The sequence below is a fragment of the Gammaproteobacteria bacterium genome (assembly GCA_029880545.1).
In the GTDB taxonomy this organism is placed as follows: domain Bacteria; phylum Pseudomonadota; class Gammaproteobacteria; order Acidiferrobacterales; family SZUA-150; genus JAOUOD01.
On the sequence record JAOUOD010000009.1, the window covers coordinates 21,282 to 44,351 of the forward strand.

Annotated in this window: 22 protein-coding genes; 3 read left to right on the forward strand and 19 right to left on the reverse strand. The window is 53.5% G+C overall.

The window, feature by feature from the left end:
- Nucleotides 1–5: 5 nt before the first annotated feature.
- From OEZ10_11005 to oxyR, 11 genes are all read right to left on the reverse strand, one after another.
- On the reverse strand, nucleotides 6–3,167 hold the full coding sequence (locus tag OEZ10_11005; GenBank protein MDH5633508.1) for a tetratricopeptide repeat protein: 3,162 nt from the start codon (nucleotides 3,165–3,167) through the stop codon (nucleotides 6–8).
- Entirely contained in the window at nucleotides 3,164–5,149 is a 1,986-nt protein-coding gene (locus OEZ10_11010; GenBank protein MDH5633509.1) for a hypothetical protein, read from the reverse strand. The genes OEZ10_11005 and OEZ10_11010 overlap by 4 nt, the downstream gene beginning before the upstream one ends.
- 54 nt (nucleotides 5,150–5,203) lie before the next feature.
- Nucleotides 5,204–5,728 carry a hypothetical protein gene (locus OEZ10_11015; GenBank protein MDH5633510.1) on the reverse strand — a complete coding sequence of 175 codons (525 nt, stop codon included), beginning with the start codon at nucleotides 5,726–5,728 and terminating at the stop codon, nucleotides 5,204–5,206.
- Nucleotides 5,729–6,248: 520 nt separating this feature from the next.
- Nucleotides 6,249–7,748 carry an ATP-binding protein gene (locus OEZ10_11020; GenBank protein ID MDH5633511.1) on the reverse strand — a complete coding sequence of 500 codons (1,500 nt, stop codon included), beginning with the start codon at nucleotides 7,746–7,748 and terminating at the stop codon, nucleotides 6,249–6,251.
- A gap of 342 nt (nucleotides 7,749–8,090) precedes the next feature.
- Nucleotides 8,091–8,783, reverse strand: coding sequence for an aspartate/glutamate racemase family protein (locus OEZ10_11025; GenBank protein ID MDH5633512.1), 693 nt, complete (start codon nucleotides 8,781–8,783; stop codon nucleotides 8,091–8,093).
- 48 nt (nucleotides 8,784–8,831) lie between these two features.
- Nucleotides 8,832–9,221: a GNAT family N-acetyltransferase gene (locus OEZ10_11030; GenBank protein MDH5633513.1), complete on the reverse strand. Its 390-nt coding sequence runs from the start codon at nucleotides 9,219–9,221 to the stop codon at nucleotides 8,832–8,834.
- Between the two features lie 72 nt (nucleotides 9,222–9,293).
- Complete coding sequence (locus OEZ10_11035; protein ID MDH5633514.1) at nucleotides 9,294–9,542, reverse strand: hypothetical protein; 249 nt, start codon at nucleotides 9,540–9,542, stop codon at nucleotides 9,294–9,296.
- Between the two features lie 75 nt (nucleotides 9,543–9,617).
- Entirely contained in the window at nucleotides 9,618–10,901 is a 1,284-nt protein-coding gene (gene bioA, locus OEZ10_11040; protein MDH5633515.1) for an adenosylmethionine--8-amino-7-oxononanoate transaminase, read from the reverse strand.
- A gap of 113 nt (nucleotides 10,902–11,014) precedes the next feature.
- A complete protein-coding gene (locus tag OEZ10_11045; GenBank protein ID MDH5633516.1) occupies nucleotides 11,015–12,295 on the reverse strand; it encodes an NAD(P)/FAD-dependent oxidoreductase in 1,281 nt (426 codons plus the stop codon).
- Between the two features lie 11 nt (nucleotides 12,296–12,306).
- Nucleotides 12,307–12,645, reverse strand: a complete 339-nt coding sequence (locus OEZ10_11050; GenBank protein ID MDH5633517.1) for a hypothetical protein — start codon at nucleotides 12,643–12,645, stop codon at nucleotides 12,307–12,309.
- A 175-nt stretch (nucleotides 12,646–12,820) separates the two neighbouring features.
- The gene (gene oxyR / locus OEZ10_11055) at nucleotides 12,821–13,717 is read right to left on the reverse strand and encodes a DNA-binding transcriptional regulator OxyR (GenBank protein MDH5633518.1); all 897 of its coding nucleotides are present in this window, start codon (nucleotides 13,715–13,717) and stop codon (nucleotides 12,821–12,823) included.
- Between the two features lie 157 nt (nucleotides 13,718–13,874).
- On the opposite strand from oxyR, the gene OEZ10_11060 reads away from it, so the two are divergent.
- A complete protein-coding gene (locus OEZ10_11060) occupies nucleotides 13,875–14,624 on the forward strand; it encodes a glutathione peroxidase (GenBank protein ID MDH5633519.1) in 750 nt (249 codons plus the stop codon).
- Between the two features lie 69 nt (nucleotides 14,625–14,693).
- Here the strand turns inward: OEZ10_11060 and OEZ10_11065 are convergent, their stop codons facing one another.
- From OEZ10_11065 to OEZ10_11075, 3 genes are read right to left on the reverse strand one after another with little or no spacing between them, the layout of a single operon-like run.
- On the reverse strand, nucleotides 14,694–15,074 hold the full coding sequence (locus tag OEZ10_11065; protein ID MDH5633520.1) for a GFA family protein: 381 nt from the start codon (nucleotides 15,072–15,074) through the stop codon (nucleotides 14,694–14,696).
- A 9-nt stretch (nucleotides 15,075–15,083) separates the two neighbouring features.
- Nucleotides 15,084–15,434 (reverse strand): GFA family protein, encoded by a 351-nt coding sequence (locus OEZ10_11070; protein ID MDH5633521.1) that lies wholly within the window; start codon nucleotides 15,432–15,434, stop codon nucleotides 15,084–15,086.
- A 26-nt stretch (nucleotides 15,435–15,460) separates the two neighbouring features.
- A complete protein-coding gene (locus OEZ10_11075) occupies nucleotides 15,461–15,805 on the reverse strand; it encodes a 4a-hydroxytetrahydrobiopterin dehydratase (protein MDH5633522.1) in 345 nt (114 codons plus the stop codon).
- 240 nt (nucleotides 15,806–16,045) lie between these two features.
- Between OEZ10_11075 and OEZ10_11080 the strand changes: the two genes are divergently transcribed.
- Nucleotides 16,046–16,498, forward strand: a complete 453-nt coding sequence (locus OEZ10_11080; GenBank protein ID MDH5633523.1) for a VOC family protein — start codon at nucleotides 16,046–16,048, stop codon at nucleotides 16,496–16,498.
- Between the two features lie 39 nt (nucleotides 16,499–16,537).
- Here the strand turns inward: OEZ10_11080 and OEZ10_11085 are convergent, their stop codons facing one another.
- Entirely contained in the window at nucleotides 16,538–16,909 is a 372-nt protein-coding gene (locus OEZ10_11085; GenBank protein MDH5633524.1) for an STAS/SEC14 domain-containing protein, read from the reverse strand.
- 249 nt (nucleotides 16,910–17,158) lie between these two features.
- On the opposite strand from OEZ10_11085, the gene OEZ10_11090 reads away from it, so the two are divergent.
- Entirely contained in the window at nucleotides 17,159–19,231 is a 2,073-nt protein-coding gene (locus OEZ10_11090) for a hypothetical protein (protein ID MDH5633525.1), read from the forward strand.
- Between the two features lie 262 nt (nucleotides 19,232–19,493).
- Here OEZ10_11090 and ccsA read toward each other — a convergent pair whose 3' ends face one another.
- The 4 genes from ccsA to OEZ10_11110 form a co-directional block, all read right to left on the reverse strand.
- Nucleotides 19,494–20,312: a cytochrome c biogenesis protein CcsA gene (ccsA, locus tag OEZ10_11095; protein ID MDH5633526.1), complete on the reverse strand. Its 819-nt coding sequence runs from the start codon at nucleotides 20,310–20,312 to the stop codon at nucleotides 19,494–19,496.
- Nucleotides 20,305–21,273: a cytochrome c biogenesis protein ResB gene (locus OEZ10_11100; protein MDH5633527.1), complete on the reverse strand. Its 969-nt coding sequence runs from the start codon at nucleotides 21,271–21,273 to the stop codon at nucleotides 20,305–20,307. Before OEZ10_11100 ends, ccsA begins: the two co-directional genes overlap by 8 nt.
- Nucleotides 21,274–21,277: 4 nt before the next feature.
- Nucleotides 21,278–21,847: a tetratricopeptide repeat protein gene (locus OEZ10_11105; protein ID MDH5633528.1), complete on the reverse strand. Its 570-nt coding sequence runs from the start codon at nucleotides 21,845–21,847 to the stop codon at nucleotides 21,278–21,280.
- A 145-nt stretch (nucleotides 21,848–21,992) separates the two neighbouring features.
- On the reverse strand, nucleotides 21,993–23,066 hold the full coding sequence (locus OEZ10_11110; GenBank protein MDH5633529.1) for a hypothetical protein: 1,074 nt from the start codon (nucleotides 23,064–23,066) through the stop codon (nucleotides 21,993–21,995).
- Nucleotides 23,067–23,070: the final 4 nt, after the last annotated feature.

A 23,070-nucleotide genomic window follows, 5' to 3' on the forward strand; every position in this document is an offset into this window, starting at 1 on the left:
CCGGATCATTGCTCTTGCCCTCCGGCTGTTGCGATCACGGCTGTATCCTTGTCAAGCTGCGCCGAACTGGTCTGGTCCGGTGTTGCGCCTGCCGCGTCTGCGCCTGGTTTTGTGTCAGGCTGGACTGCCGGGACCGGGGCTTGCGGTTTTTGTTCAATGGCAGAAGCGACAAAATTGTATTTGAACGAATCCATCGATGCCATGAAACCCGTACTTTCCTCAAACTTGGCGTAACGTGCGGGCATCAGCTTGCCCAGGCGATCAAGACTCTTGTCAATCCAGTTGCTGTACACACCAATAGATATCAACTCGAGATTCTTCTTGTGAACACCTATCGCTTTCTCTTCAAACGGAAACGCCTGCTCCTCGATGGCCAGTTCGTACTCTTCCTTCTCAACATCACTTAGGCCGCCAGGCCGCTCGGATTCAATCAGCGACCGGCTGAAATTGTAATAGATCTCGGCCAGGTAATAGGTCGCCGCCGCGGTGACATCACCAACCTTGTATTTGACCAGGTCATTAAAATCAGCAATGACGGACTTCATTGTGTCTTTCTTGCGCTTCAGGTTCTTCTTGAACGGCTTGGTCAGCTTGATCGCCGCAAAGCTGTCATACTCCGGCTGAACCAGTACCAGTGATGCCTTCGCCGCCAGGTAGCGCGTGCGATCGGTGCGCTCGGCTCCGGCGGTGGAATCTATGGAAATCACGCGTTTCAACTCCAGGCGATATTGCCTGTCATTGTCCCATGACCGGTACAACTCCGCCATCTTGTAACGGGTCTCAAGGGCAAACTCCAGCGGTTTTGGAAACAGGTCCACGTAGCGCTGGTAAACATTCAGCGCCAGCTTGTGTTTTTCAGCCTTTTCATACATATCGCCGGCAAGAATCAAGGCCTCCCGGCGCACTTCGCTTTCCTTGGTATCCACGGCAATACGCTCAAACTCGGGACCGGCATCGCTGTAGCGCTCGGCTTCCCGGTATACCACCGCCAGCTTCTTGGTGGCTTCATGCACCATCTGGACATCGGTTGAATAGCTCTGGCGGAATGCAACAAGCACGGACGCGGCACGGTTCCAGTCGTTAATCTTGATCAGTACGGCGGCTGCATCAAACTCGGCAGTCTTGCGAACTGTCGAACGTGGCGCCACCGCGGCAATGCGCAGGAAATGATCGACTGCTGACTTGTAGTCCTCTACCTTGTTGGCTTCTTCTCCCTGCTTGTAGATCGAAGCCGCCAGGTTGTTGACCAGGCCCTCGTGATCCTTGTGGGTCACCTCGGTCAGGCCGATGGTTTGTGCATAGGCCACCTCTGCATCCTTGTATAACGCAATCTCGTAAGAAGAATGCGCCACAATCATCCAGGCACCACGAACAAGATTCTTCTCGGCAGACGGATAGTTTTCCACCAGCTTGCGCGATGTCGAGATAGCCAGCTTGTAGTCTTTCATTTCGAACAGGTCTTCACCGACCGCAGCCAGTACAATCACGGCCTTTTCATGTTTCGGGAACGCATCGGCAAACTTCAGTGAACTGCGAATGACCTCCTGCTTGGCAATCGGCACTTCCGCCATCTGTGCAATTTTCAGGCTCTCGCGGAAGGAATATACCGCTGCATAGCCGGCGGAAGATGACTTCTCATGTTCCGGGTAATTATAGGCTACGCGCTCATACTCAAATGCCGCCTTGCTGAACTCCTTGCCCTGCAGCAACAGTTCCGCCAGCTGGTAATGCAGGCCGGGCGTCGTGCCGTCACGCGGGAACGATTCAATATATTCACGATACCAGCGCGCCGCCTCGGCATAGTGCTCCTGCTGTTGTGATCTGAAATTGGGATCCCGGTAAAGCGCATGGTAATGAACGGCAAGATCCTTCAGGTTGGTCTGCACGTGCGCCACGACTTCCGGGTAGGAGTTGATATCGAAATGTTTCCAGTATTCCGATTTCACGCCGTAGGCACTGGCAAAACTGCGCTTGGCCTCGACAACCAGTTTCGGGAACTTGCCAACCTTGTAGATTTCCACCACGCGCATATGAAAATGCGGTGATACCTTGTGCAGCGGATTGCGCTCGACGAACGCATTGTAGGTCTGGGCAGCATCATAGTATCGACGTTTGACAAAATAGTGCTCTGCCAGGTTGCTGTAAATACCAACCTCGTAAGGCTTGCGCCCGACCTTGCTGAAATAGCCAACAATGGAGTTTGCACCGGAAAGATTGGAGAAGCTCAGACTGATAACACGATAGGTGTCATCTATACGCTTCTTCTCAATCTTGTCCTCGGCCTGTTCGAAGTCATAACCAATGGAAACCTTGTGATCAAGCAATGACATGAAATAGGTCAACGCTTCTTCATACATTTCCTGCTTGTAGTATGTCCAGCCTGTTTTATACAGGGCGATGTCATAATAGAACGAGTTTGAACCAATCTTGACAATAGCCTTGTAGGCATCCTCGGCATCAAGAAATTTCTTGCGAGTGAAATAATATTCGGCCCGACGGAACTGCACCTCGTCCAGGTAACGTGAACCAGGGTATTCCTTGACGATGCGATTCATGATCTTCATTGCCTCTTCTACTTCACCCATTTCCTCATAGGCTCGAGACATCTGGTACAACACCTGGTCATTGCGTTCGTACATCGGGAATCGTTCAAGCAATTGCTTGTACAACGCAATGGCCTCGGTAGCATCAACGTTGTTCATGTCCGCGGATGAGCCATCTGGCAACGGCGCCGCATCCTTCACGCTCGACTCGATCTCCTGGGCCGCTGTCGTACGCTTTTCAAACTCCTCGTCAGTCTCACCCTTGACGCTGGCGATAACCTGCTTGCCCGGGTTGGACTGCTTTTTCCCGACCGGCTCCGACTGCGCCGGCGCTTTTGGTTTTGCCGCAACCGGGGCCGGCAACTTGTCCAACTGGGCGTTCTGGCGCTCAATCTTGAGATCAGCAAGGCGACGAATGGCTTCCGGCGTCATGGCGGTTTCCGGTGTTTGCTCCAGAAAGCGCTGGTAACCCTGCATGGCTTTCTCGATACCACCTTCAATCTGGATATCACTGAGGTCTGCGTTGACACCGCGAAGCTGGGCCAATGTGCCCTGTTCATCAATGGTGGCGCAGGCTGTCAGTGTCGTCGATAGCATCATAACCATTATGCGAGGTGCATTCATGGTGTTGCACCTCCGGTCGGCTTGTCTGTTGCTGCCGGCTGGCCGGTTGTCTTTGGTGCTGCTTCTGACTGCTTTGCCGCTTCTGCTGCAGCGGCATCTTTCTCTGCCTGCTCGGCAACCTTCTTGGCCTGCTCAGCCTTTTGTTCAGCGACCGCCTGGAATGCTGCATCCGTTTGCGCCTTCTGCGCACGATCGTAACTTTCCGCGAGCGCAAACCGGGCTTTCACCTGGTCGCCCTCTATGCGCTTGCGACGAACATCCAGTTCATTGATGGCCATCACTTCAAGCATGTGTCCTTGTCGGAGCATGGTGGACTTTACCCGCTCCCTGGCTTCGCCAATCTTGATACGCAAGGTATTCAGGCTGCTGTCATAACCTTCGTAGCTCAGGCTGGCGGCCTGGCGAGTTCGCACAAAAGAGCGATAGGTCTGCTTGAGTTCGGCCACAACCCCATCCAGCTCACGAAGACGCTTGAATGCCTGCGTCAGGCGTTCGTGATAGCCGGTATAGAGGTTCCAGTTCAGCGCGCCCCGCAGGCGCTCGACCCGTTGGCGTTGGGCATCGTCGTCCGGCAGGTGTTTTGTGCGCCGCTCCATGAGCGCAATACGTTGACCATAGATGCGCTCGGGGACCGTCGCCAGGAACTGCGGACGCGGGGCAATCAACATGGCCTGGAGCTTGTTTTCCAGGTTGTCACGCTGCTCTATACGCAGGCGCATGCGCGAGTCGAGCAACTGGAACTGCTTCTCGATTTCCGGCAACAGTGGCTCGTAATACTTGCGCCGCAACTCGATCATATCCTCGTAGGCAACAAGGTCACGCTCCCAGGTCTCCAGGCGCTTGCGAATTTCCTCGAGATCAAAGTAATTCTGCAGTGACTCCTGGAAATCGTGTGATGCCATCAAACTGATCAGGTAATGGGTCTCCGGTGTATCCGGCAGGTCACGCAGTTGCACCACCCAGTTCCGATCCTTCTTTAGCTCTTCTCGCGCCAACGCTTCGAGGAATTTTCCGTCCTGGATACTCTTGATGGATGTATCCAGCTTGCCCAGCTCCTTGTCATAGGATTCCAGCGCCTGGCCGTACAGCAACGCCGCACGGCCATGCAGCCCAAGCTTGCCATAGGCGAAAGGCACACCCATCATGACTTCCTGAACAGCGCGGTCAGTAACGTTGCGTTTTAGCAGGATATTCCACGGCACCAGCGCCCGGTCGTATTTCTTCAGCGCAACATCGGCCCAGCCAGAGCCCAGGAGTGCCCGGTTGGAAAACGGGCCATTCAGGCGTACGCGATCGAGGTACTGCTTTGCCAGTTCCGGCTTGCCCGATTCGAGCAGTTTGTAACCCAGGGCCAGGTTGGCCTTGTCTCGAATCGAAGCTGCACCATTGTCGTTGCCACTGGTGCGCCCTGCCCTGTCCAGCTGGGTGATCCCGTCATCATCCTTGCCCAGCTGCAGCAGTGCAATGCCGAGGTTATAGGCCGCAAACCCGCCATGGGTCGAACTGCCCTGCAAACCTTCCAGTATCCTGACGGCATCAGTCGGACGCCCGTTGGTCATATAAATGACAGCCCTGGTATAGGCGGCATCATCGCGCACGGAATCAGGGATCTCGCCCTTGATCTGCTCTATCGCGTGCAGAGCATTAATGGGCTGGTTCTTCTGCAGCAGAATCTTTGCCAGTCGATAGATTGCCTCGTTCCGAACAGCAGGTTCTACATTGCCTTCGATGACCGATTTGATGGCGCGACCGGCACGCTGGTGCATGCGGTAGTACAACTCAAAGTCACCGACGGAAAACTGGGCGCTATCTATATTAAAGTGAAGCGTATCGAGACCCGGTTCATCCAGGCCGTAATATTGTCCGAGTTCCGCGTCCAGACGCGAAATGGCATCAAAATACTCGTTGGTATGGGCATGGAAGATGGCTTCGCCAAAATACAGGTCTGTAGACGCAGAAACGCGTGCGGGGTTGAGTACCATCAACCCAACCCCAATACCTGCGCAAATTGACAGAAATGCCAATGGCCGCATCAGTTACCACTCTTTGACGGCAATGCTCTCACCGAGACCGGGCCCGGCTACCTTGATTTCCACGAGTTTAGGCTTGACGCCCTTGCTGATACTGAAGCTCGCATTCTTTCGGTAATCCCCGGTCAGCGACTGCCCAAGAAAGCTCACTTCCAGCTGATGATCACCGGTACGAATATTGCCGGTGTAAATCCGCTGCACGCCGCCATTGCGTAACGCCTCCAGCTCCTTCGCCGTATATAAATGGTGTGCCACTTCCTTGCCGTCCAGCTTGATATCCATGGCATCAAGCCGGAAACCGCCTTTTTTGGCAAAGGAAACAAACACCGAAACCTGGGTATTGGAGGGATAGAGCAGCTTTTCTTCCAGCTGGGCCAACTCGGCGGATATGCCGAGAACATCCTTTTTTATGTCCTGAACTTGCTCGTCGAGACCCTTGATCTGGGCCTTGGACACATCTTCGGCATGTACGGCGACGTTGGCGCCACTTAGAAGCGCAATGGCCAATAAAATATAAAAATATCGTTTCATATCAACAATTTATAAAAATTACGAAATTCACCTGTCAAATCGCAAACGGACAAGTCCTGTCACCAGTCCAATGTCCCCCGAAGTGTAGACAACATTCCAGATGTCGCGTCGCCGCTAGTCCTTGCGAAAAGCACCGATTAGCTTGTTGACCGGCATGAATGAACTTGATCGCACCATTTCGGGCGATGTTCGGCAAACAGGATTACGCCCGATAGATACGGGTTCGTATGGTGTGTAACCAGTATGTGCAGTCATGCTCTATCCTCATCACATTAATCCATTTTTATTATATAATTCAATATCTTGTGTATATATCTGGCCGGGTCGCGTCACACTCTCCAGCATCGCGATAAAATTATACATTCATGGTAGTTCAGCTACTACTCTGCTGCCAGTCCGGGCTGGGAAGCTAAAAAACCATTAGGCCCAAACGTGACACAGTTCACAGTCGACGTCGGTTTCGTGTAGATAACGACTGTACCAGCGAAACTGATCCCTGCCCGATTGACGCCCAGCACAATCAGGATTCAGTTTTCTTCAGCTCGACAGAGAACACGCTGCCGCTTCCTGCCGTGCTCTGAACATCAATGCTGCCCGCCATAAGTTCAACCAGGCGCTTTGATATCACAAGCCCGATACCCGTACCTTCCTGAATATCATCCACTCCCAGTCTATCGAAGGATGTAAACAGTCTGCCCATTTGCTCTTCGGTCAATCCACGACCTGTATCGGTAACACTAACTCGAAGGCTGTTCTTGCCGACACTGTTGACGTCAATAAAGATACTGCCGCCCTGCTTGTTGTACTTGACCGCATTGGATAACAGGTTGAGCATAACCTGCTTGAACCGATTCATGTCCGCAACAACGCTGTAATCAGAGCCATCCATGTTGTTGGTGACACTAATATCGCGTTCCGACGCCTGTTTCTTGATGAGCGATATACATTGCTCGATCACCGGCGCAACCGGAACCGGTTCCATGTTGACCTCCATCTTTCCGGACTCGATCCTGGCAAGATCCAGCACTTCGTTCACAAGATTCAACAGGTGCCTGCCGGCACCCAGAATATCCTTAACGCCATCCATCTGGTTCTCGCTCAGATTTTCCGCATCCAGCTCAAGCAACTGGCCGTTACCCAGGATCGCGTTTAACGGTGTACGCAATTCATGGCTCATAAGAGACAGGAATTCCGATTTAGCCTGGCTTGAACGAAGCGCCTCGTCGCGCGCATGGGCAAGAACAATATTCTGTTGCGTAATCTGGGCTTCCAGAGCGCGTCGTCCCGATTCCCGGCGCCGGATCATCCAGACATAAAATACCAGCGCAATAACGCCAAATGCCCAAACCATGCCATGTGTCACCTGCATCGAATAGCGGGTTGCATCTGCCGCAACATAATAAGGACGCAACGGAATGGATACGCTCACGCCGCCTCGCAGATCGCCATCCTCGAAACCGAGATGACCGTGACATTTCACGCAACCTGGCTTCATATACATGGGCTTCATCAACCTGACAAATGGCATGCCCTCTATAAACGATTGCTCTATGACCTCGTCTACTCCATTTTCAAATTTTGTCAGCGCATCCCATTCCCATGCATCGGGAGAATTTGCCGGGTTTAACTGGACTTTTCCGGTAATGCGACCTTTAACCCCGTAAGTCTCCTCGTATTCACGCGTCATCTGGCTCATCATGTATGCCGGGTTCATCAGCGTGAGCTTCTGACCCGTTGTTGTCACCACGTCACGGTCTGGCAAGTGCGCAAGATAAGGGCTTGGCGGTGTACGCTTGTCAGGTTTCACATACAACCCGCCATGCCTGGTAGCCCAGCCCCGAAATGCCTGATCCTTGTTCCAGTTTGTACGAGCCGATTCAATCGCCAACAACACCTTTTCCTTGTACAGATTGTCAATATTCCAATACAAGGAGAATCCAACCAAAGACGTCAGGCTGACAAACAGCAGCAAGGCCGTGCCAATGATGGGCTCACGAATAAATTTGTATTGTTCTGCCATTGCCTAAACTGTGCTTTTTGTATCGATACCACATCGCGGATGCTGGATATATCCCGGGATTTGCTTGTCCGAAGAGGCTGGATTATGGCAAGTAATTCCTGGTCGAACAGCCAATACAGGGATTCAATTACAATTTTTAACAGCAACAACTGACTGGATTGCGCGGATTGTTACAGATTGTAAAGCCCGTTTATGCGCGAACCGCCTTAGCTGGCTAAATGCCGACAATCCGGCGATATATCGCTTGATTTTGGTAGTGGCCGGCAATGCAGGCGTCTTGCCAGGAAGCCGAACACCATTCACCACACAACAGGATAATGCCTGGTAAATCGCAAAGCGATATCAGTTAAATGCACAATCCACCGCGCGCTCGGCATGAATTGCCGTAGTATCGTAGAGAGGAATCGTAGTGTGCTGCTGCTCAACAAGCATGGCGATTTCGGTGCAGCCCAGTATGACCGCCTCGGCGCCGTTACCGCCCAGCTCATCAATTATTGCTATAAAATCTTCCCGTGAGGCCTGGTTAATACTACCCATGCAAAGCTCGTTGTAAATCACGTCGTGCACCAGCTGTCTTTGCCTGTCCCCGGGAATCACCACGTCGATACCATACCGATCCGAGATGCGCGATTTATAAAAGTCCTGTTCCATGGTAAATCGTGTGCCAAGCAAGCCAACCTTCCTGATCCCGTCTTGCGCAAGTCTTTCAGCGGTAGCATCGGCTATGTGTACCAGCGGAATGGAAACAGCCTGCGCCACCTCGTCGGCCACCTTATGCATGGTATTGGTACAGATCAGCAGGAAATCTGCACCACCCGCCTCGATCGACCTGGCCGCATTTGCCAGGATGGTTGCCATAGCAGCCCAGTCGCCCTGTCGTTGTAATTGTTCGATTTCATCGAAGTCGATGCTATTAAGAATAATTTTTGCAGAATGAAAGCCACCCAGCCGCTGCTTGACAGCTTCATTGATCAGGCGGTAGTAGGTCGCCGTGGATTCCCAGCTCATGCCGCCAAGAAGGCCTATGGTTTTCATTGAATAAACATCTCCAATTTACGCTTAATGTAACCTCCGGATAACTTATTACGAAAATACCTTCATACGAAAATGCGTCTCCGTCTCACCGGTAACGCCAAAACCCAGCCTCTTGTAAAACCCAACGGCCGGGTTTGTCTTGAATACCTCCAGCCGAACTACAGCACTACTTGCTCTGGCTTCATGCAGTATTCCGCCAATAACCCGGGTTCCGATGCCATTACCCTGAAACTCCGGCAACAACACAATGCCGGTAATGCAAATCGAATCATCTGATCGCTTCAGTGCTATCCAGCCGATATCCGCATCATCTGCGATAATGATATAAACGTCCGGTGGGACTTTTCCAAATTGATAATACTTCGCCCAGGACTCATCGTCCCACCCCCACGCTTGCTCGATGTTCCTCCCAAGCGCGGTAAACTTGACCCGATACATAAGCTGCAGGTCTTCTTCCGCAGCCTTCCGCAGCCTTCCGTAGCCGGATATTGTTGTCGGTACAATCCCGACTCATTCAAGCGAAATCACGACACGCTCACCCTTTTTGTGATCTTCCACTTCAACCAGGGTGTCATGCAAGTCTGGATTGGCGGCAAGTTTTGCGATTTCATCCATGTCGATGCCTTTTTCGGCCATCGCATCGGTGGCGACGCGAGGCATCAGCTTGGCGGCGGTTTTGATAATGCCGCCGGGTATGGTCACCGTGGAATCCGGTTCAGCATTGCCGTTCTTGTAAACACGAATCTTGAGATCAGCCATAACACCCTCCTTGCATTGGTCATTTCAACAATGTTCAAACCTTGCCTTGCGATAAACCCTGTCGCTGATGCAGCATCACCGGTTTGCCACTACCTTGACCAGGGCGGCAGCCAGGTAGCCAAGGTCTTCGTTACTTATTATATAGGGCGGCATCAGGTAGACCAGGCGACCGAAGGGTCGCACCCAGACACCGGCTTCGACAAAAGCCGGCACCATGGCCTTCATATCCACTGCATGCTTGAGCTCGACCACACCGATAGCACCCAGTACACGCACATCTTCAACAATATCGAGCTCGCGTGCCGGCGCAAGGCCCTGCTTCAGACCTGCTTCGATACGGTTGATATTCGTCTGCCAGGGCGATGATAACAGAATATCTATACTGGTCAGTGCCGCGGTACACGCCAACGGGTTGGCCATGAACGTCGGTCCGTGCATGAATACACCCGGCTCACCCTGGTCGATGGTATTGGCAACTTCGCGCGTGGCTATAGTGGCTGCCAGGGTCATGTAGCCCCCGGTCAACGCCTTGCCGACACACATGATATCCGGGCTGATCTCGGCATGTTCACAGGCAAACAGTTTGCCGCTACGGCCAAAGCCCGTAGCGATTTCATCAGCAATTAACAGCGCCCCGTATTCATCACATAATTCACGGGCGCGCTCGAGATACTCTGCCGAGTAAAACCACATGCCACCGGCACCCTGGACGATGGGCTCAAGAATAACCGCCGCGACTTCGTCAGAATGTGTGGCCAAGGCATGCTCGAGACCGGCAATATCGCTATCCTTGCAGCGCTCACCAAAACGGCAGCGGGGCTGATCCACAAAAATCTGCTCGGGCAAGACGCCAGCGAACAATCGATGCATTCCGGTAACGGGGTCGCATACGGACATGGCACCAAAGGTGTCGCCGTGATAGCCCTTGTGCAGACTGATGAAACGTTGCTTTTTGATCTGGCCACGACTGTGCCAGTACTGGATGGCCATCTTCATGGCCACTTCCACCGATACCGAACCGGAGTCGGAAAAGAACACGGTCTCCAGCGAGGCAGGCGTCAACTCCACCAGGCGCTGCGCCAGCCCGATAGCAGGTTCATGGGTAAAGCCACCAAACATGACATGGGACATCTTGCCCAGTTGCTGTTCCAGCGCCGCGTTCATCAGCTCGTTGTTGTAGCCGTGAATGGCGCACCACCAGGACGCCATACCATCAATGAGTTCGCGACCATCCGCCAGGCGTATGCGCACACCACTGGCAGACTCTACCGGGTACAAGGGCATATCCGAATTCATGGCACTGTAGGGATGCCAGATGTGCTGGCGATCGGCGGCTAATATCTGATCAATCTTGCTCATTTATTGGTTGCACCTGCTGGCATGATCATGAATGAACTATACCAGATGCTCCGGGGCACCAACAAAAAGGCCGTCCGGGGACGGCCAAGGTGAAGGGAGTGAATCAATGAAACTCAGGCGAATGCATCATGTGTAATACTGCTGTACCAGCCGCGGGCATAATCGGCTTCCCTGGCCCGGAAATCTGCATCGACATCCTTCGGGCTGACACCACCCGAACCCTCGACCGCATAGATCCCCTTTTCGTTCAGACGATAGACAGCGGCAACGGATATTCCGTAATCCGGACTGATCAGGCTGTAGCAGGTGTTCACGTAGGAAGGCTCTGGCATCGGTGTCTTGCCGAGCGCACTGACAACAGCCGCGGCGGTTACCTTGCCCTGGCTATTTGCTGCAAAGCCGGACTTGGGCATCTTGCCGGCAATGCAGGCGTCGCCCAGAACGTAAACATCCTTGTGAATCTTTGATTCAAAGGTGCGCTGGTCTACCGGACACCAACCGGAATCATCGGTCAACCCGGCAGCAAATGCGAGCGGCGCTGCCTTTTGATGTGGAATCAGGTTGATGACATCACCTTTGAAGCTTTGCCCCTGGTCGTTGTGCAACGTACCCTCAGCCGCATCGACGCGCTCAATGCGACCGCCTTTTTCTGCTGACACCCATTCGATCATGCCGGGGTACAAGGCTTCCCAGCCCTGCATAAACAGCGGCTGCTTGGAGAACTTGTCCTTGCTGTCCAGGATCAGGATTTTGGATTTGGGCTTGTTATTCTTCAGGTAATGAGCAATCAGGCTGGCCCGCTCGTAAGGTCCGGGCGGGCAACGGAACGGGTTGCCCGGCGGCGCAATAATCACCACGCCACCATCATCCATATCGTGCAACTGCTTCTTCAGAATTTCCGTTTGCGTCCCGGCCTGCCAGGCATGCGGAATTTGTTCAGCCACTTCTGCGCTGTGGCCAACAACCGCATCCCAACGAAAATCGATACCGGGCGATACGATCAGCTTGTCATAATCCAGGGTTTGCCCGCCCTGCAGCTTGACCTTGTGTTTGACCGCGTCTACCTCTGTAACCATATCATGCATGACACGAACACCGCGTGCAGCTTGTGCTTCGTAACCGTGACTTATGTCACTCATGCCGGGCAACAAGCCGCCGAGTACGGCGTTACTGAACGGACAGGTAACAAACCGTTTCGCCGGTTCGATCAGGGTCACATCAATTCCGGAATTAAACTTCTTGATGTACTTGGCGCATGTCGCGCCACCAAAACCGCCACCTACAATCACCACCCTGGGTGCACCCTTGGTGCATGAAATCAGGTTGCTGCCGGCACCGGCCACACCGGCGGCACCGAGGAGACGAATGAATTGCCTTCTGGAAAACTGGTTCATAATCGCCCCCTTTACTTCGAAGTGGAAAAGAAATCAGCAATCAGCTTGATCTCTTCGTCGCTGTAGCCGTTGGCATGACGCCCCATCACCGTGGATGGACGACTGCCATCGCGAAACCCCATTAATGCCTCCTGGATAAATTGTGGCGTTTTGCCGGCAATACTGGGAATACTGCCCGGGCTTTTGCCATCTGTACCATGACAGCCGGCACAGGAATTGGCCAACATCGCGCCTTGGCTAATGCCCTCGGCCTTGATCACCGCAGGGAAAACAATCAGTGCAGTAAAAATGGCAACGATGACTGCAAACCTGGGGGCATGATCGGAAAATATATAATGATTGTTGTACACACTTCCTCCTTTTGGAATATTTCCGGGAATCAAACAGAAGCATTTGTTTTTTATCGGAAGTGAAAAGACGGTACGCCGAATTCTGCTTTTGTCGTTGACTTGAATCAATATGAGTTATTTCGCCAACTTGTTATTAATAACTTCTATTATACTTTATAATAATATAATAATTATATTATGTTATCGGCAATACCTTCTCCCGGATAATTTCCGCAATACGGGAAAATGCCGGTTCCCGGTAGCTGCCGCGACGATATACCATGCCAATACGACGCTGTGGTTGCGGATCAGAAAATCGTAAATAAAGCACCGTATCTCCTTTGCGCCGAATCTCCGGGACTGCGAGACCCGGCATCAGCGTCATTCCCATTCCCTCACCCACCATGTGTCGCAATGTCTCAAGGCTGGATGCGTGGAACCCGCGGGTTTCGTGTGCGCCAGCCGAGAAACAGATATCCAGCGCCTGGCCGCGCAAGCAGTGGCCCTCTTCCAGCAGCAACACTTCCTTGCCATTCAGATCCGTCAAGCTGATCAACTCGTGGCTCGCGAGTTGCTCGGTAACCGGTACCGCCAACAGGAAAGGCTCGCTGTATAACTCCAGCTGTGCAAACTCTTCAGTATCGACAGGCAAGGCCAGGATCAGTACGTCCAGCTCGGCTCGGCGCAGCTTTTGCAGCAGCACATGGGTCTGGTACTCATAAAGCCAGAGCTTCAGCCGGGGGTAATGTTCGGCCAGGGGTTTCATAAACCAGGGCAGCAGGTACGGTGCCACGGTCGGAATCAGTCCCAGGTGCAATTCGCCGGCCATTGGGTCATCGAAGCTGCCGACAATCTCGCCAATCAATCGCGCCTCACCCAGCACCCTTCTGGCCTGATCGGCCACGGCCTTGCCCACATCCGTCATATTGACCTGGCGATTGCTACGCTCGACCAGCAGAACACCGAGCTCTTGCTCCAGTTTTTTCAGCTGGCCGCTGAGTGTCGGCTGGCTGACAAAACAACGCTGGGCAGCACGATGAAAATGGCGCTCTTCGTCTACCGCCACCAGGTATTCCAGCTCCCTGAGATTCATGGCAAAACTCCGGAAAAATCATATTGATCGGTTTTGCCAATCATTATAATCGTAACAAACGATTTTATCTATTACTTGCCCTGCTCCAGAATACTGCCCATACCGCACGGACATGCCGGCGGATTCTGTTTACAACTTTTGCACAGGAGTTCAAGCCATGCTGGAAAATCGTGAAGGCCAGGCCATTCCCCAGGTCATTTTCAAAACCCGTAAAGATGGGCAGTTTGTCGACGTCAGCAGTGACGATATCTTCAAGGGGAAAACTGTCATCGTATTCTCGCTGCCGGGCGCGTTCACGCCGACCTGTTCATCGACACACCTGCCCCGGTTCAACGAACTGGCGCCGATCTTTCAGCAGAACGGCGTGGATGAAATTGTCTGCATGTCTGTGAATGACGCCTTTGTTATGGATGCCTGGGGTGCTGACCAGGAAGCAGCAAACATTACCCTGCTCCCCGACGGCAACGGTGAGTTCACCGATGGCATGGGTATGTTGGTGGACAAACTGAACCTCGGCTTCGGCAAGCGTTCATGGCGCTATTCCATGCTGGTCAAGGATGGCGTTATCGTGAAGCAATTCATTGAACCGGAAGTGGAAGGCGACCCGTTCGAAGTATCCGACGCCGACACCATGCTCGATTATATCAACCCGGAAGCGCGAAAGCCGGAACCTGTCAGCATCATCACCAAGCCGGGCTGCCCTTACTGCGTCAAGGCCAAGGCGTTACTGAATGATCACCGTATCGGATTTGAAGAAATTGTTCTTGGCAAGGATGCAAGCAGTATCAGCCTGAAGGCAATCAGTGGTCGCCATACCGTGCCGCAAGTGTATATCGGCGGCAACCATATTGGCGGCGCGGAAGACCTGGAAGACTATCTCAGGCGCACGCATCGCTCGGCAGCTTAACGCATCGATAACCCGGCACCGGGGGCCTGGATTTCTGCCAGGCTTCCCGAAACCGGCGAGACAGCTAGACTAGTCCTTGCTCAGGTATGCCAGGCTGGCCGCGTGCTGTTCCCAGTTCTGGCCATCAAAGGGCTCGATGATAACTTCCCGGGGCTGGGGGTCGAGGCAACGAACATTGACACTGAAACCGTCTGGATTGGATCTCGGCACGTAGAATGATTTGATACCGCACACTCTGCAGAACCGATGTTGCGCCGTATGCGTGCCAAAACTGTAGGTCGCCAGGCTGTCCTCGCCACGGATGAGGCGAAACTTTGTGGCCGGAACAATATAGTGGAGATAGCCCGAACGTGAACACATGGAACAATTGCAGTCATGCACAACAATGGATTCCGGTGCATCGACTTCATACTGCACGGCACCACAATGACAGCTCCCTGTGTAAATCATGATACTGCCCTAAAGACTTTTGCCATCAAAAAAACTGACCTCAACCTTGTTCATATCCAGGTCATCAATACAGCCGAGGTTGACGCGGAAATGCCCGGGTTTGCGAAACGTGGCATGAAACGTATAGATACCACAGTGTCCGCAAAAGTAATGTTCGGCAATATGGCTGCCAAACTGGTACTTGCGCAGCACATCCTCCGAAGCGGTGATCTTCAATTCATCCGGGGCCAGTGTAAACCCGGACATCAACGCGCCCTTGCGCTGGCAGATGGAGCAATTACACCTGACCGCTGACGTGATACCGGGCTGTTCGAATTCCCACTTCACGGCACCGCAATGACAGCTACCCTGGTACTTCATGCAGCAAGCCTCCGTCTGAACTGTATTCAGGCTTCGGAATACAAGCCATCAGTCTTGGCAGCTACAATGAAATCGTTCTTGTGCAGCCCCTTGATCTTGTGACTCCACCACGACACCTCGACACTGCCCCATTCGGTCAATAGCGCCGGATGATGTCCCTGGGCTTCCGCCAGTTCGCCCACCTTGTTGGTAAATGCCAGTGCTTCAGCAAAGTTGGAGAAAGTGTAACGTCGCATCAGGCGATCAACACCATCAATCGTTACGATGGACCAGTCCGGCAGCTGCGCCATGTATTGCTCGCGCTCCGCGTCTGTCGCCAGCGGCGCACCGATCCTGCAGGCTTCACAATCACAGGTAATGAGTTGTTCCATGAGTACTCCGGTATTCAGCATAATAATGGTGTTTTATCATATTATACTCCTCCCCGGGCATACCCTGACAATCCCTGGTTGCTCTCAAGGGTCACACTCCATGATAACGGTCACGGAGTGCCGCGACCGCTTCCGGGTTTCGGTCCTGTCACGCCAACACACGATTACCCGGGTTAATGGAGAACGGCATCAGGCTATAGTAATGTACCTGCAAACAAACACGGGCTTCGGGATAAAACCATGTCGAAATTCAAAACCGAACTGGGTCACGTGGTATTTTTTGTGTCTGACCTGGATGCGTCCATTGCATTCTACAAGGATATCGTTGGCCTTGAAGAAACCGGGCGCACGTTTAATGGCCGGGCCGCCGTACTCACCGGTGGCAGCACACATCACGAATTGCTGTTGATACAGGTTGATGGTGAACGCGAACCACGACGGCGCGGCAGCATCGGGCTTTATCATGTGGGCTGGTGCGTTGGTGATAATCTTGATCAGCTAAGGGCCGCGTTAAAACGAGTCGAGGCAGCAGGAATTGAACCGATTGGCCTGTCTGACCACGGTATCAGTCACAGTCTCTACCTTTATGATCCTGATGGTAACGAAGTGGAGCTATACGTCGACAACCCGGAATATGACTGGCAAACGCGTACGGACTGGCTGGACTACCCGGTCAAACCCCTGGAGCTGTAACAAACCGACAGCCATCAGAATTGGTGCTTCCCGCAACTGTCACGATGACAACCAGGATTCTGCCTCATCCCTTGTCGTAAATGTCTGGATCTGCTGTGGCAGACCCACGGACAGCTTCTCGTAAAGCCTGGCCAGACCCTTTGCCATTTCCTTGTCCAGCACCAGGGCGAGCCTGGCATTGCCCCGTTCCGGTGAACGCTTTCTCAGGGCAATAATATGATTCAGTAATTTCATGTCGATCATGGCGTGATCCATTTCATTGCAATCCCACAAGGTATTGGCATCAGGAGGAAACTCCGCAGAACTGATGATGCCCGCCATCGCACCGGTCAACTCTTCTATGGTAAAGCGCCCGGATATGGCTCCGTATAAAATTCTTTTTTTGTTGTCGTGATAGAATGATACAGGCACGGGGCATCTCCTGTTGGGCTCGACTGTCTGCGCTGACAGCCGTTAATCCTACATCGCTTTACTGCTGAATCCAACACATAGTGAACATTGGTGCCTCGTTGTACCGGTTTTCATCTGCTTGTCTCCGGCAACCCGATCAATCCTAACAAGAATAATGATAATTTCTATTGTGATCGTACCCAAAACACAGTACCTTGCTGTATTCAGGCACCGCGTTCACAGACAACTTCCAAGGGATGGAGGACACACATGATACCGCGCTATTCTGCATCATCACTGGCCAGCCATTGGCAAATGATCAGCTACTCCGCCAACATTTGCCGCTTCAGCCTGATCACCCTGCTGGCCGGCTGCGTGTTACTGCTGGTTGGCCAGGGACAGGACCTGATTATCAGTACCGCCGAGCATGCAAACAAGCTGATAATGATTGCGCTGTTTGTTGGCAGTACCCTGCTCTGGGCCATGAGCGCAGCATTGTGGGCGCGCATTCTTATGTGGACAGAGTTTCCCGGAACCCCGCATGACAACCCGTTTCTCGACGATTACCGCCGGCAAGTGCCGCGCTATATCGCCTTGTTGCCATTCCTGGTTGTAATACTGGCCTCCTGGAAAGCAGGCGCACCGGCAACAGATTTCATCGGCCCGGCACTGGTCACTGGCATCATTTTTCTTTCCTATTTTTACCGACGGGAAATATTTCAAAAAAGCGCCCACCTGCTCAAGATGAAAACTGACCGGTTTGACCGCCCTGAGCTTCAGGCCACGCCTGCAATCGACCTGTTGTCGCCGATGCAATCGATGAAAGCCTGGGTGGGCCGGTTTGCTTTTGCGACCACGTTGGCCGGCCTGGTGCTGTTGCTGTGGGGAATTGTCAGCCCCTTAACGCTCGGATCGCTGTTCAATGCACTGATCCTGATCATGATCTGGGGTGCGACGTTTCTGCCGCTGGGTAGCTGGATTACCTTTACTGCAAACAAAACCGGTTTGCCACTGGTCACCCTATCGCTGGTACTGGCTGTCATCTTCAGCGCCTGGAACGACAACCACGCCATCAGGCCGCTCAAACGCGAAACCCAGGCGCAGCGAATTTCAGCCAGCGAACTGGTTGATCGCTGGGCTGACAACCATTGCCAGAAGAAAGGCACAACTGTCGATTGCGGACCGATGGTGATTGTCGCCACTGCCGGTGGCGGCATCCGCGCAGCCTACTGGACCGGCCTGGTGCTGGGGACTCTTGAAGACGAGATTCCCGGATTCAATGATCGACTACTGGCAATCAGCGGTGTATCCGGTGGCTCGCTTGGCGCCGCCGTATATGGCGGCGTGGTATCCGGTGCCCATGCCAATGGCTGCAATGGCAAGGTCATGGAGTGCAGCACCGGCGTACTGTCCATCGATTACCTGTCGCCGTTATCGGCAAGCCTGTTATACCCGGATCTGCTGCAGCGCTTCCTGCCGGTTGCATTATTCACAGGTCGCGGCGCCACCCTTGAGCACGCATGGGAACAGGGATTCAGGGAAATCACTGGAACCGATGCGCTGGCCCAGTCATTCAGTGCACTGGGCCAGATTGATAACATGAAACCCTGGCCGGCCTTGTTCCTGAATGCGACATGGTCCAATAACGGCCGACGAATCGTCGCTTCAACTGTAGATATCAGCAGGGAACCGGCATTCCGGCTGGCCAATGATCAGCTTGGTGTCATCAATTACGACATACGCCTGTCCACGGCTGCCCACAACAGCGCCCGTTTTCCGTATGTCAGTCCACCGGGAAGCTGGCACAAGGGCAAGGACAGTGACCTGGTTGCCGGGCGAATCAAGGGTCGATTACAGGATGGCGGTTTGTTTGAAAACTACGGCGCGGAGACTGCCATGGAAATTCTTGCCCTCGTCAAAAGCAAGCTGGCCGGCAAACGCTACCAGCCCATTATCATTCAGATCAGCAGCGATCCAACACTACCGGCCGACCTGGCAAAAAGCCCCAGGGGGCACGTTGCCAACTTCGGCTATGAAGTCATGACCACGATTCGGACCATGGCCAATACCCGCGTCGGCCGTGGCTCAGAAGCTGCCGTACGCCTGAGAGACATGGCAACAACCACCGGCAGTTACGCGCATTTTCGTATGTGCGATGGTGACAACAAGCGTGGTGAGCCGCCGCTGGGCTGGGCGTTATCACCCAAGGCGCAGCGGGCGATTCGCGGCTACCTGCTGAACGAAACCGGCAACGGTACTCATAAAGATGAAAAGTGCAAGCCGGAGAATATCGCTCACGTTACGATGATCGCCCAGTGTTTATCCAGCCAAGGCTGCCGCTAAAGTCATCGAAATGACTGCGGATGTGGCGTTCACGGGCGCCATCGGTCACCGGTGAAACTCAGCGCACCAGGCTACGGCCCAGCCGACAACATCAACAGAGAGATCCCGACCCGGGGTGACGGCGCGCTGCAAACGCTACCCATTCCATCCAGGAACAACGCAATAGCACCCGCTCCGACTCTCGTTACAACCTCAACAGTCCCAACCCGGCGTGAATCAACGAGGAATTCAAAGCCCTGCTACTTTGGATTCCGGATCAGCTTCAAGGCTGACCCGTCATCGTGCTGGACGTTGTTCCGTGAATCTGTGGTAACAGAAAGTCCACGCCCACGTAGGTAAACACCAGCGCAATGAAACCCAAGATTGCCAATATCGCCGCGCGTCGTCCCCGCCAGTCCAGCGTGTAACGTGCATGCAGGTACGCCAGGAAGATCAACCAGGTGATGAAAGACCAGGTTTCCTTTGGATCCCAAAACCAGAGCTGGCCAAACACCCTGTCCCCCCAAAGCGCGCCCGTGACAATGCCCAGCGTGAGAAAACTGAGCGCAAAAAACGCCGCCCGGTAGGCCATCAGATCAAACAAGTCGGGCGATGCCTGGTTCTTGCGCTCCAGGTGCAGGTAACTGACTGAAGCCGCAAAGGTAATTGTCCATGCTGCATAACCAAGCAAGGTGGTTAATATATGAAACTTCAGTAACAGGCTGTTGAAGATCGGGAGCTCAGGTTCAATCTGCGCCGGCAGAAAAGTCGCATAAAGCATCAGTCCCAGGCCTACCGGCAGCAGAAAGACGCCGAGCATACGGTTCCGCTCCCTGAGCGCAAACAACAGAAAGACGCCGATAACCAGCAAGGCAAAAAATAATACAAACTCATAGGCGCTAAGCATTGGCACATGCCCCGCCCGGTACCAGCGCAAGCCAAGCAGCAGCAGATGCAGGACCCAGCCCACCCACAACACCCGTATTGCAACATGTGTCTGTAATACAGACCCAAGTTTCCAGCTACGCAGGTGCCAGCCCCAGGCGACCAGGTATAGCGCCGTAGTCAGGGCAAACAAGGCAAATTCAAGTTTTTCAAGCATCGTCAGTATCTCTTTGCTCTTCGCGTTTGCGGTCCCGGTGGCGGAAATAGAAATGCCACACCAGCCCGGCGAACATGAGGATACTCCCCAGTATCAGTATCGGCTCTTGCGGACGGTTGTATACCTGCATTCCCGTGTACCGTTTTACCGGACCCAGCGACACGCTATATCCCTCGATTTTCAGCGGCCGATCACGGCGAACAATACCGAGGGAACTCTTGGCGCCATCCTTGATGGTAAATAATTCCGCTTGCGGGGATTCACCCCTGACCAGGTTGTGCGCCATCATCGGTGTGTTGCCGAGGTTGATCAAAGGCGGTGACCAGGGTCGTACCGGGATCGTTTTCTCCCGGCGCAAGGGATCCTTTACGATCAGTTCGAAATACCAGCCGGTATCACTTATCGCGGGAAGCAAGGTAATGCCATCGACAGTGGCCGGGCTACCCGGCGCGGCCACCGTTGATACCCACTTTTTACCGTTTTTCAGCAGCGTGAGTCGGCTTTGCTGTTTCTTCTTCGGCAGCGCGGCCAGGTTAAAGCGGGGAAAGTCTTCCTGGCGGTATTCCTCGATCAACAATTCATCCAGCTGGATGGCAAACGGCAGGCCCGGGATAACCGTGATTTCATTTTCGATCAACTTGATCTTGTGGCGAAACCCGCTGAAGCCGCCATAGATGATTCCTGCAATCAACACCAGGATACCGAGATGAGTAGTGATCACGCCGATGAGCGCGTTGCGACCCTTGTGCTTGAGGATGGATGGAATATGGAGAATCGTAATAAACAGCAGGCTGAGACCCAGTAAGCCCAAAAGGCCCAGGTACCACCAGGAGCTGAACACTTCCCGGTCGGGGAACAGACTGGCTGTGGTGGTAACTGCGGTGAGCAACACCAATAAGGGAATGGCGACCTTCAACGACGCCAGAAAGCGGAATACCTTGTTAACAACAGAGAGTATCAAAGACCTAATGAGCTTTGCTGTTGTTGTCGTTGGCCGCAGAAGTCTTTTCCGATTGATGGCCCGGTTGATGAGGGTTGCCGGCCTTGGCAGGTACGTCACCCTGGTTTTCAGCGGCGTAGCGCTCCAGCCTGGCCATGATATCCAGCAGCCCTTTTGCCTGCTCATCATTGGGATTGAGTTTGAGTACCGAAGCGAAATGGCTCTTGGCGAGCTTGATGTTGCCCATTTTGTAATAGGCTACCCCGAGCGCATACATAGCACCGGTATCATGGCTGTCTATCGCCAGGGCCTGCTCCAGGTAAATAACCGCAGATTCGAGGTCCTTTAGCATCAGGTGCGCCGAGCCCTGGAAATACCTGGCTTTCGCTCCCTGGGGGACGTCGGAAGGAATTTGCTCCAGCGACTTGAGTGCTTCCTGGTATTGCTTGTTGTTAAAGCTGGTGATGCCCGTTTGCAACAGCGTGTCCCATTTTGCGGACTGATCCGGTTGCAAAACAAAAAACCAGAGCAGGCCCGACAGGATCAACACAATAGTCGCGGTTGATCCGAGGACAATTTTCTGTTTGTTGGTCATTACTACTCCAGGTAGACGCCGATGCAATCACCCCCGCCGTTAGTGCGGAGATCATTGATATTGATAATGATTCAAGCGGGTATGAAAAATCTTTTCCTGCGAAAAGTCAACGTGGTCAGCCGTACGTCCCCGAACCCGGCTACAACTACTTTTTCTTCGCATATTTCTGCGCGTGGGGCAGAAATTGCAAAAATAGCCGCGGCGATTCACTGGATTGGTCCAGTCTTTCGGTGTGGTCGAACAGGTGAATCGAAAACTGGGTTAGCCGATTGAACTGGACATCCCAGGCGCCGCCGCCCGCGGTAACCCGCTTTCTGCGCAACTCCACGGTCCAGAAACCGTTTTCCCAGTGCCCCTTGGCATGCACATCGGCGGCATTGCCTTGCAGCTCAAAGGGCTCGTATTGCGGTGCATATTTTACCTGGCTGGATGGAGGAGACAGACGGCGGCTGGGCGCTGTCGCGTCGCGGGTACCATCGAGCCTATGGCCGAAATACACGGTGTCCATTATCGGCCAACGCATATACTGCCGGTCCAGTTCATACCAGGAATTGTGCAAGTTGCCATCTTTGCGATCGGTAAACCGGAGATTCCATTCATCCTTTTTGTTTCTGCTCGCATAGGGCGTATTGCCGGGCAACTTTGCATCCTTGACCGATCCGCTCAAATCCAGCGCCCGGGCAACCGGATCTGTCCTGCCAGCCATCCAGTGCCAGGCATCAAAATCAAAAGCGTAGCCGGAAAGGAAAGACGGAAACCATTCGCAGCCGGCTTCAAAACTCAGCAGCAGGGAATCCTCAACCTGTGGCCCGGAAATGTATTTTTTCGACTTGCCGTCCCATACCCACGGATGGTGCAGGCGATCTTCACTGGCGTCGGCCCAACGAACGCGCATATACACATCCTGGTCGGTATACAGGGCCTTGATCCGGGCGGAATTGACACGGCCGAACGACAGCGGCACGGTGACCTCTTCGGCCTGCGCCCAGGCGGCTTCATTGTCGATTCCGTCCAGTTTAAAGTTGCCGGACGCGGTATAGCTAACCGGAATCCTGATGCCCTGCTTGAAGTCATCCGGCTGCCAGCGATTATCGCTGACCTGCACCTTGAGAATGCCGCCGCTGAGGGTCGAGCGTTTGACTTCTGCCTGGGCGTTAGCCGCAAATAGCAGGCCCGCGGCCAAGGACAGGGCGATAAATTTCTTGTCATAGTGTCGCATAGCC

Coding starts and splice junctions, on each gene's coding strand:
- OEZ10_11045 (MDH5633516.1), bottom strand. CDS start 12,295: ATGAACCAGTTTTCCAGAAGGCAATTCATTCGTCTCCTCGGTGCCGCC.
- OEZ10_11035 (MDH5633514.1), bottom strand. CDS start 9,542: ATGGCTGATCTCAAGATTCGTGTTTACAAGAACGGCAATGCTGAACCG.
- OEZ10_11030 (MDH5633513.1), bottom strand. CDS start 9,221: ATGTATCGGGTCAAGTTTACCGCGCTTGGGAGGAACATCGAGCAAGCG.
- OEZ10_11065 (MDH5633520.1), bottom strand. CDS start 15,074: ATGATTTACACAGGGAGCTGTCATTGTGGTGCCGTGCAGTATGAAGTC.
- OEZ10_11090 (MDH5633525.1), top strand. CDS start 17,159: ATGATACCGCGCTATTCTGCATCATCACTGGCCAGCCATTGGCAAATG.
- OEZ10_11070 (MDH5633521.1), bottom strand. CDS start 15,434: ATGAAGTACCAGGGTAGCTGTCATTGCGGTGCCGTGAAGTGGGAATTC.
- OEZ10_11015 (MDH5633510.1), bottom strand. CDS start 5,728: ATGAAACGATATTTTTATATTTTATTGGCCATTGCGCTTCTAAGTGGC.
- OEZ10_11105 (MDH5633528.1), bottom strand. CDS start 21,847: ATGACCAACAAACAGAAAATTGTCCTCGGATCAACCGCGACTATTGTG.
- OEZ10_11020 (MDH5633511.1), bottom strand. CDS start 7,748: ATGGCAGAACAATACAAATTTATTCGTGAGCCCATCATTGGCACGGCC.
- OEZ10_11080 (MDH5633523.1), top strand. CDS start 16,046: ATGTCGAAATTCAAAACCGAACTGGGTCACGTGGTATTTTTTGTGTCT.
- OEZ10_11110 (MDH5633529.1), bottom strand. CDS start 23,066: ATGCGACACTATGACAAGAAATTTATCGCCCTGTCCTTGGCCGCGGGC.
- bioA (MDH5633515.1), bottom strand. CDS start 10,901: ATGAGCAAGATTGATCAGATATTAGCCGCCGATCGCCAGCACATCTGG.
- OEZ10_11010 (MDH5633509.1), bottom strand. CDS start 5,149: ATGGTACTCAACCCCGCACGCGTTTCTGCGTCTACAGACCTGTATTTT.
- oxyR (MDH5633518.1), bottom strand. CDS start 13,717: ATGAATCTCAGGGAGCTGGAATACCTGGTGGCGGTAGACGAAGAGCGC.
- ccsA (MDH5633526.1), bottom strand. CDS start 20,312: ATGCTTGAAAAACTTGAATTTGCCTTGTTTGCCCTGACTACGGCGCTA.
- OEZ10_11005 (MDH5633508.1), bottom strand. CDS start 3,167: ATGAATGCACCTCGCATAATGGTTATGATGCTATCGACGACACTGACA.
- OEZ10_11075 (MDH5633522.1), bottom strand. CDS start 15,805: ATGGAACAACTCATTACCTGTGATTGTGAAGCCTGCAGGATCGGTGCG.
- OEZ10_11060 (MDH5633519.1), top strand. CDS start 13,875: ATGCTGGAAAATCGTGAAGGCCAGGCCATTCCCCAGGTCATTTTCAAA.
- OEZ10_11025 (MDH5633512.1), bottom strand. CDS start 8,783: ATGAAAACCATAGGCCTTCTTGGCGGCATGAGCTGGGAATCCACGGCG.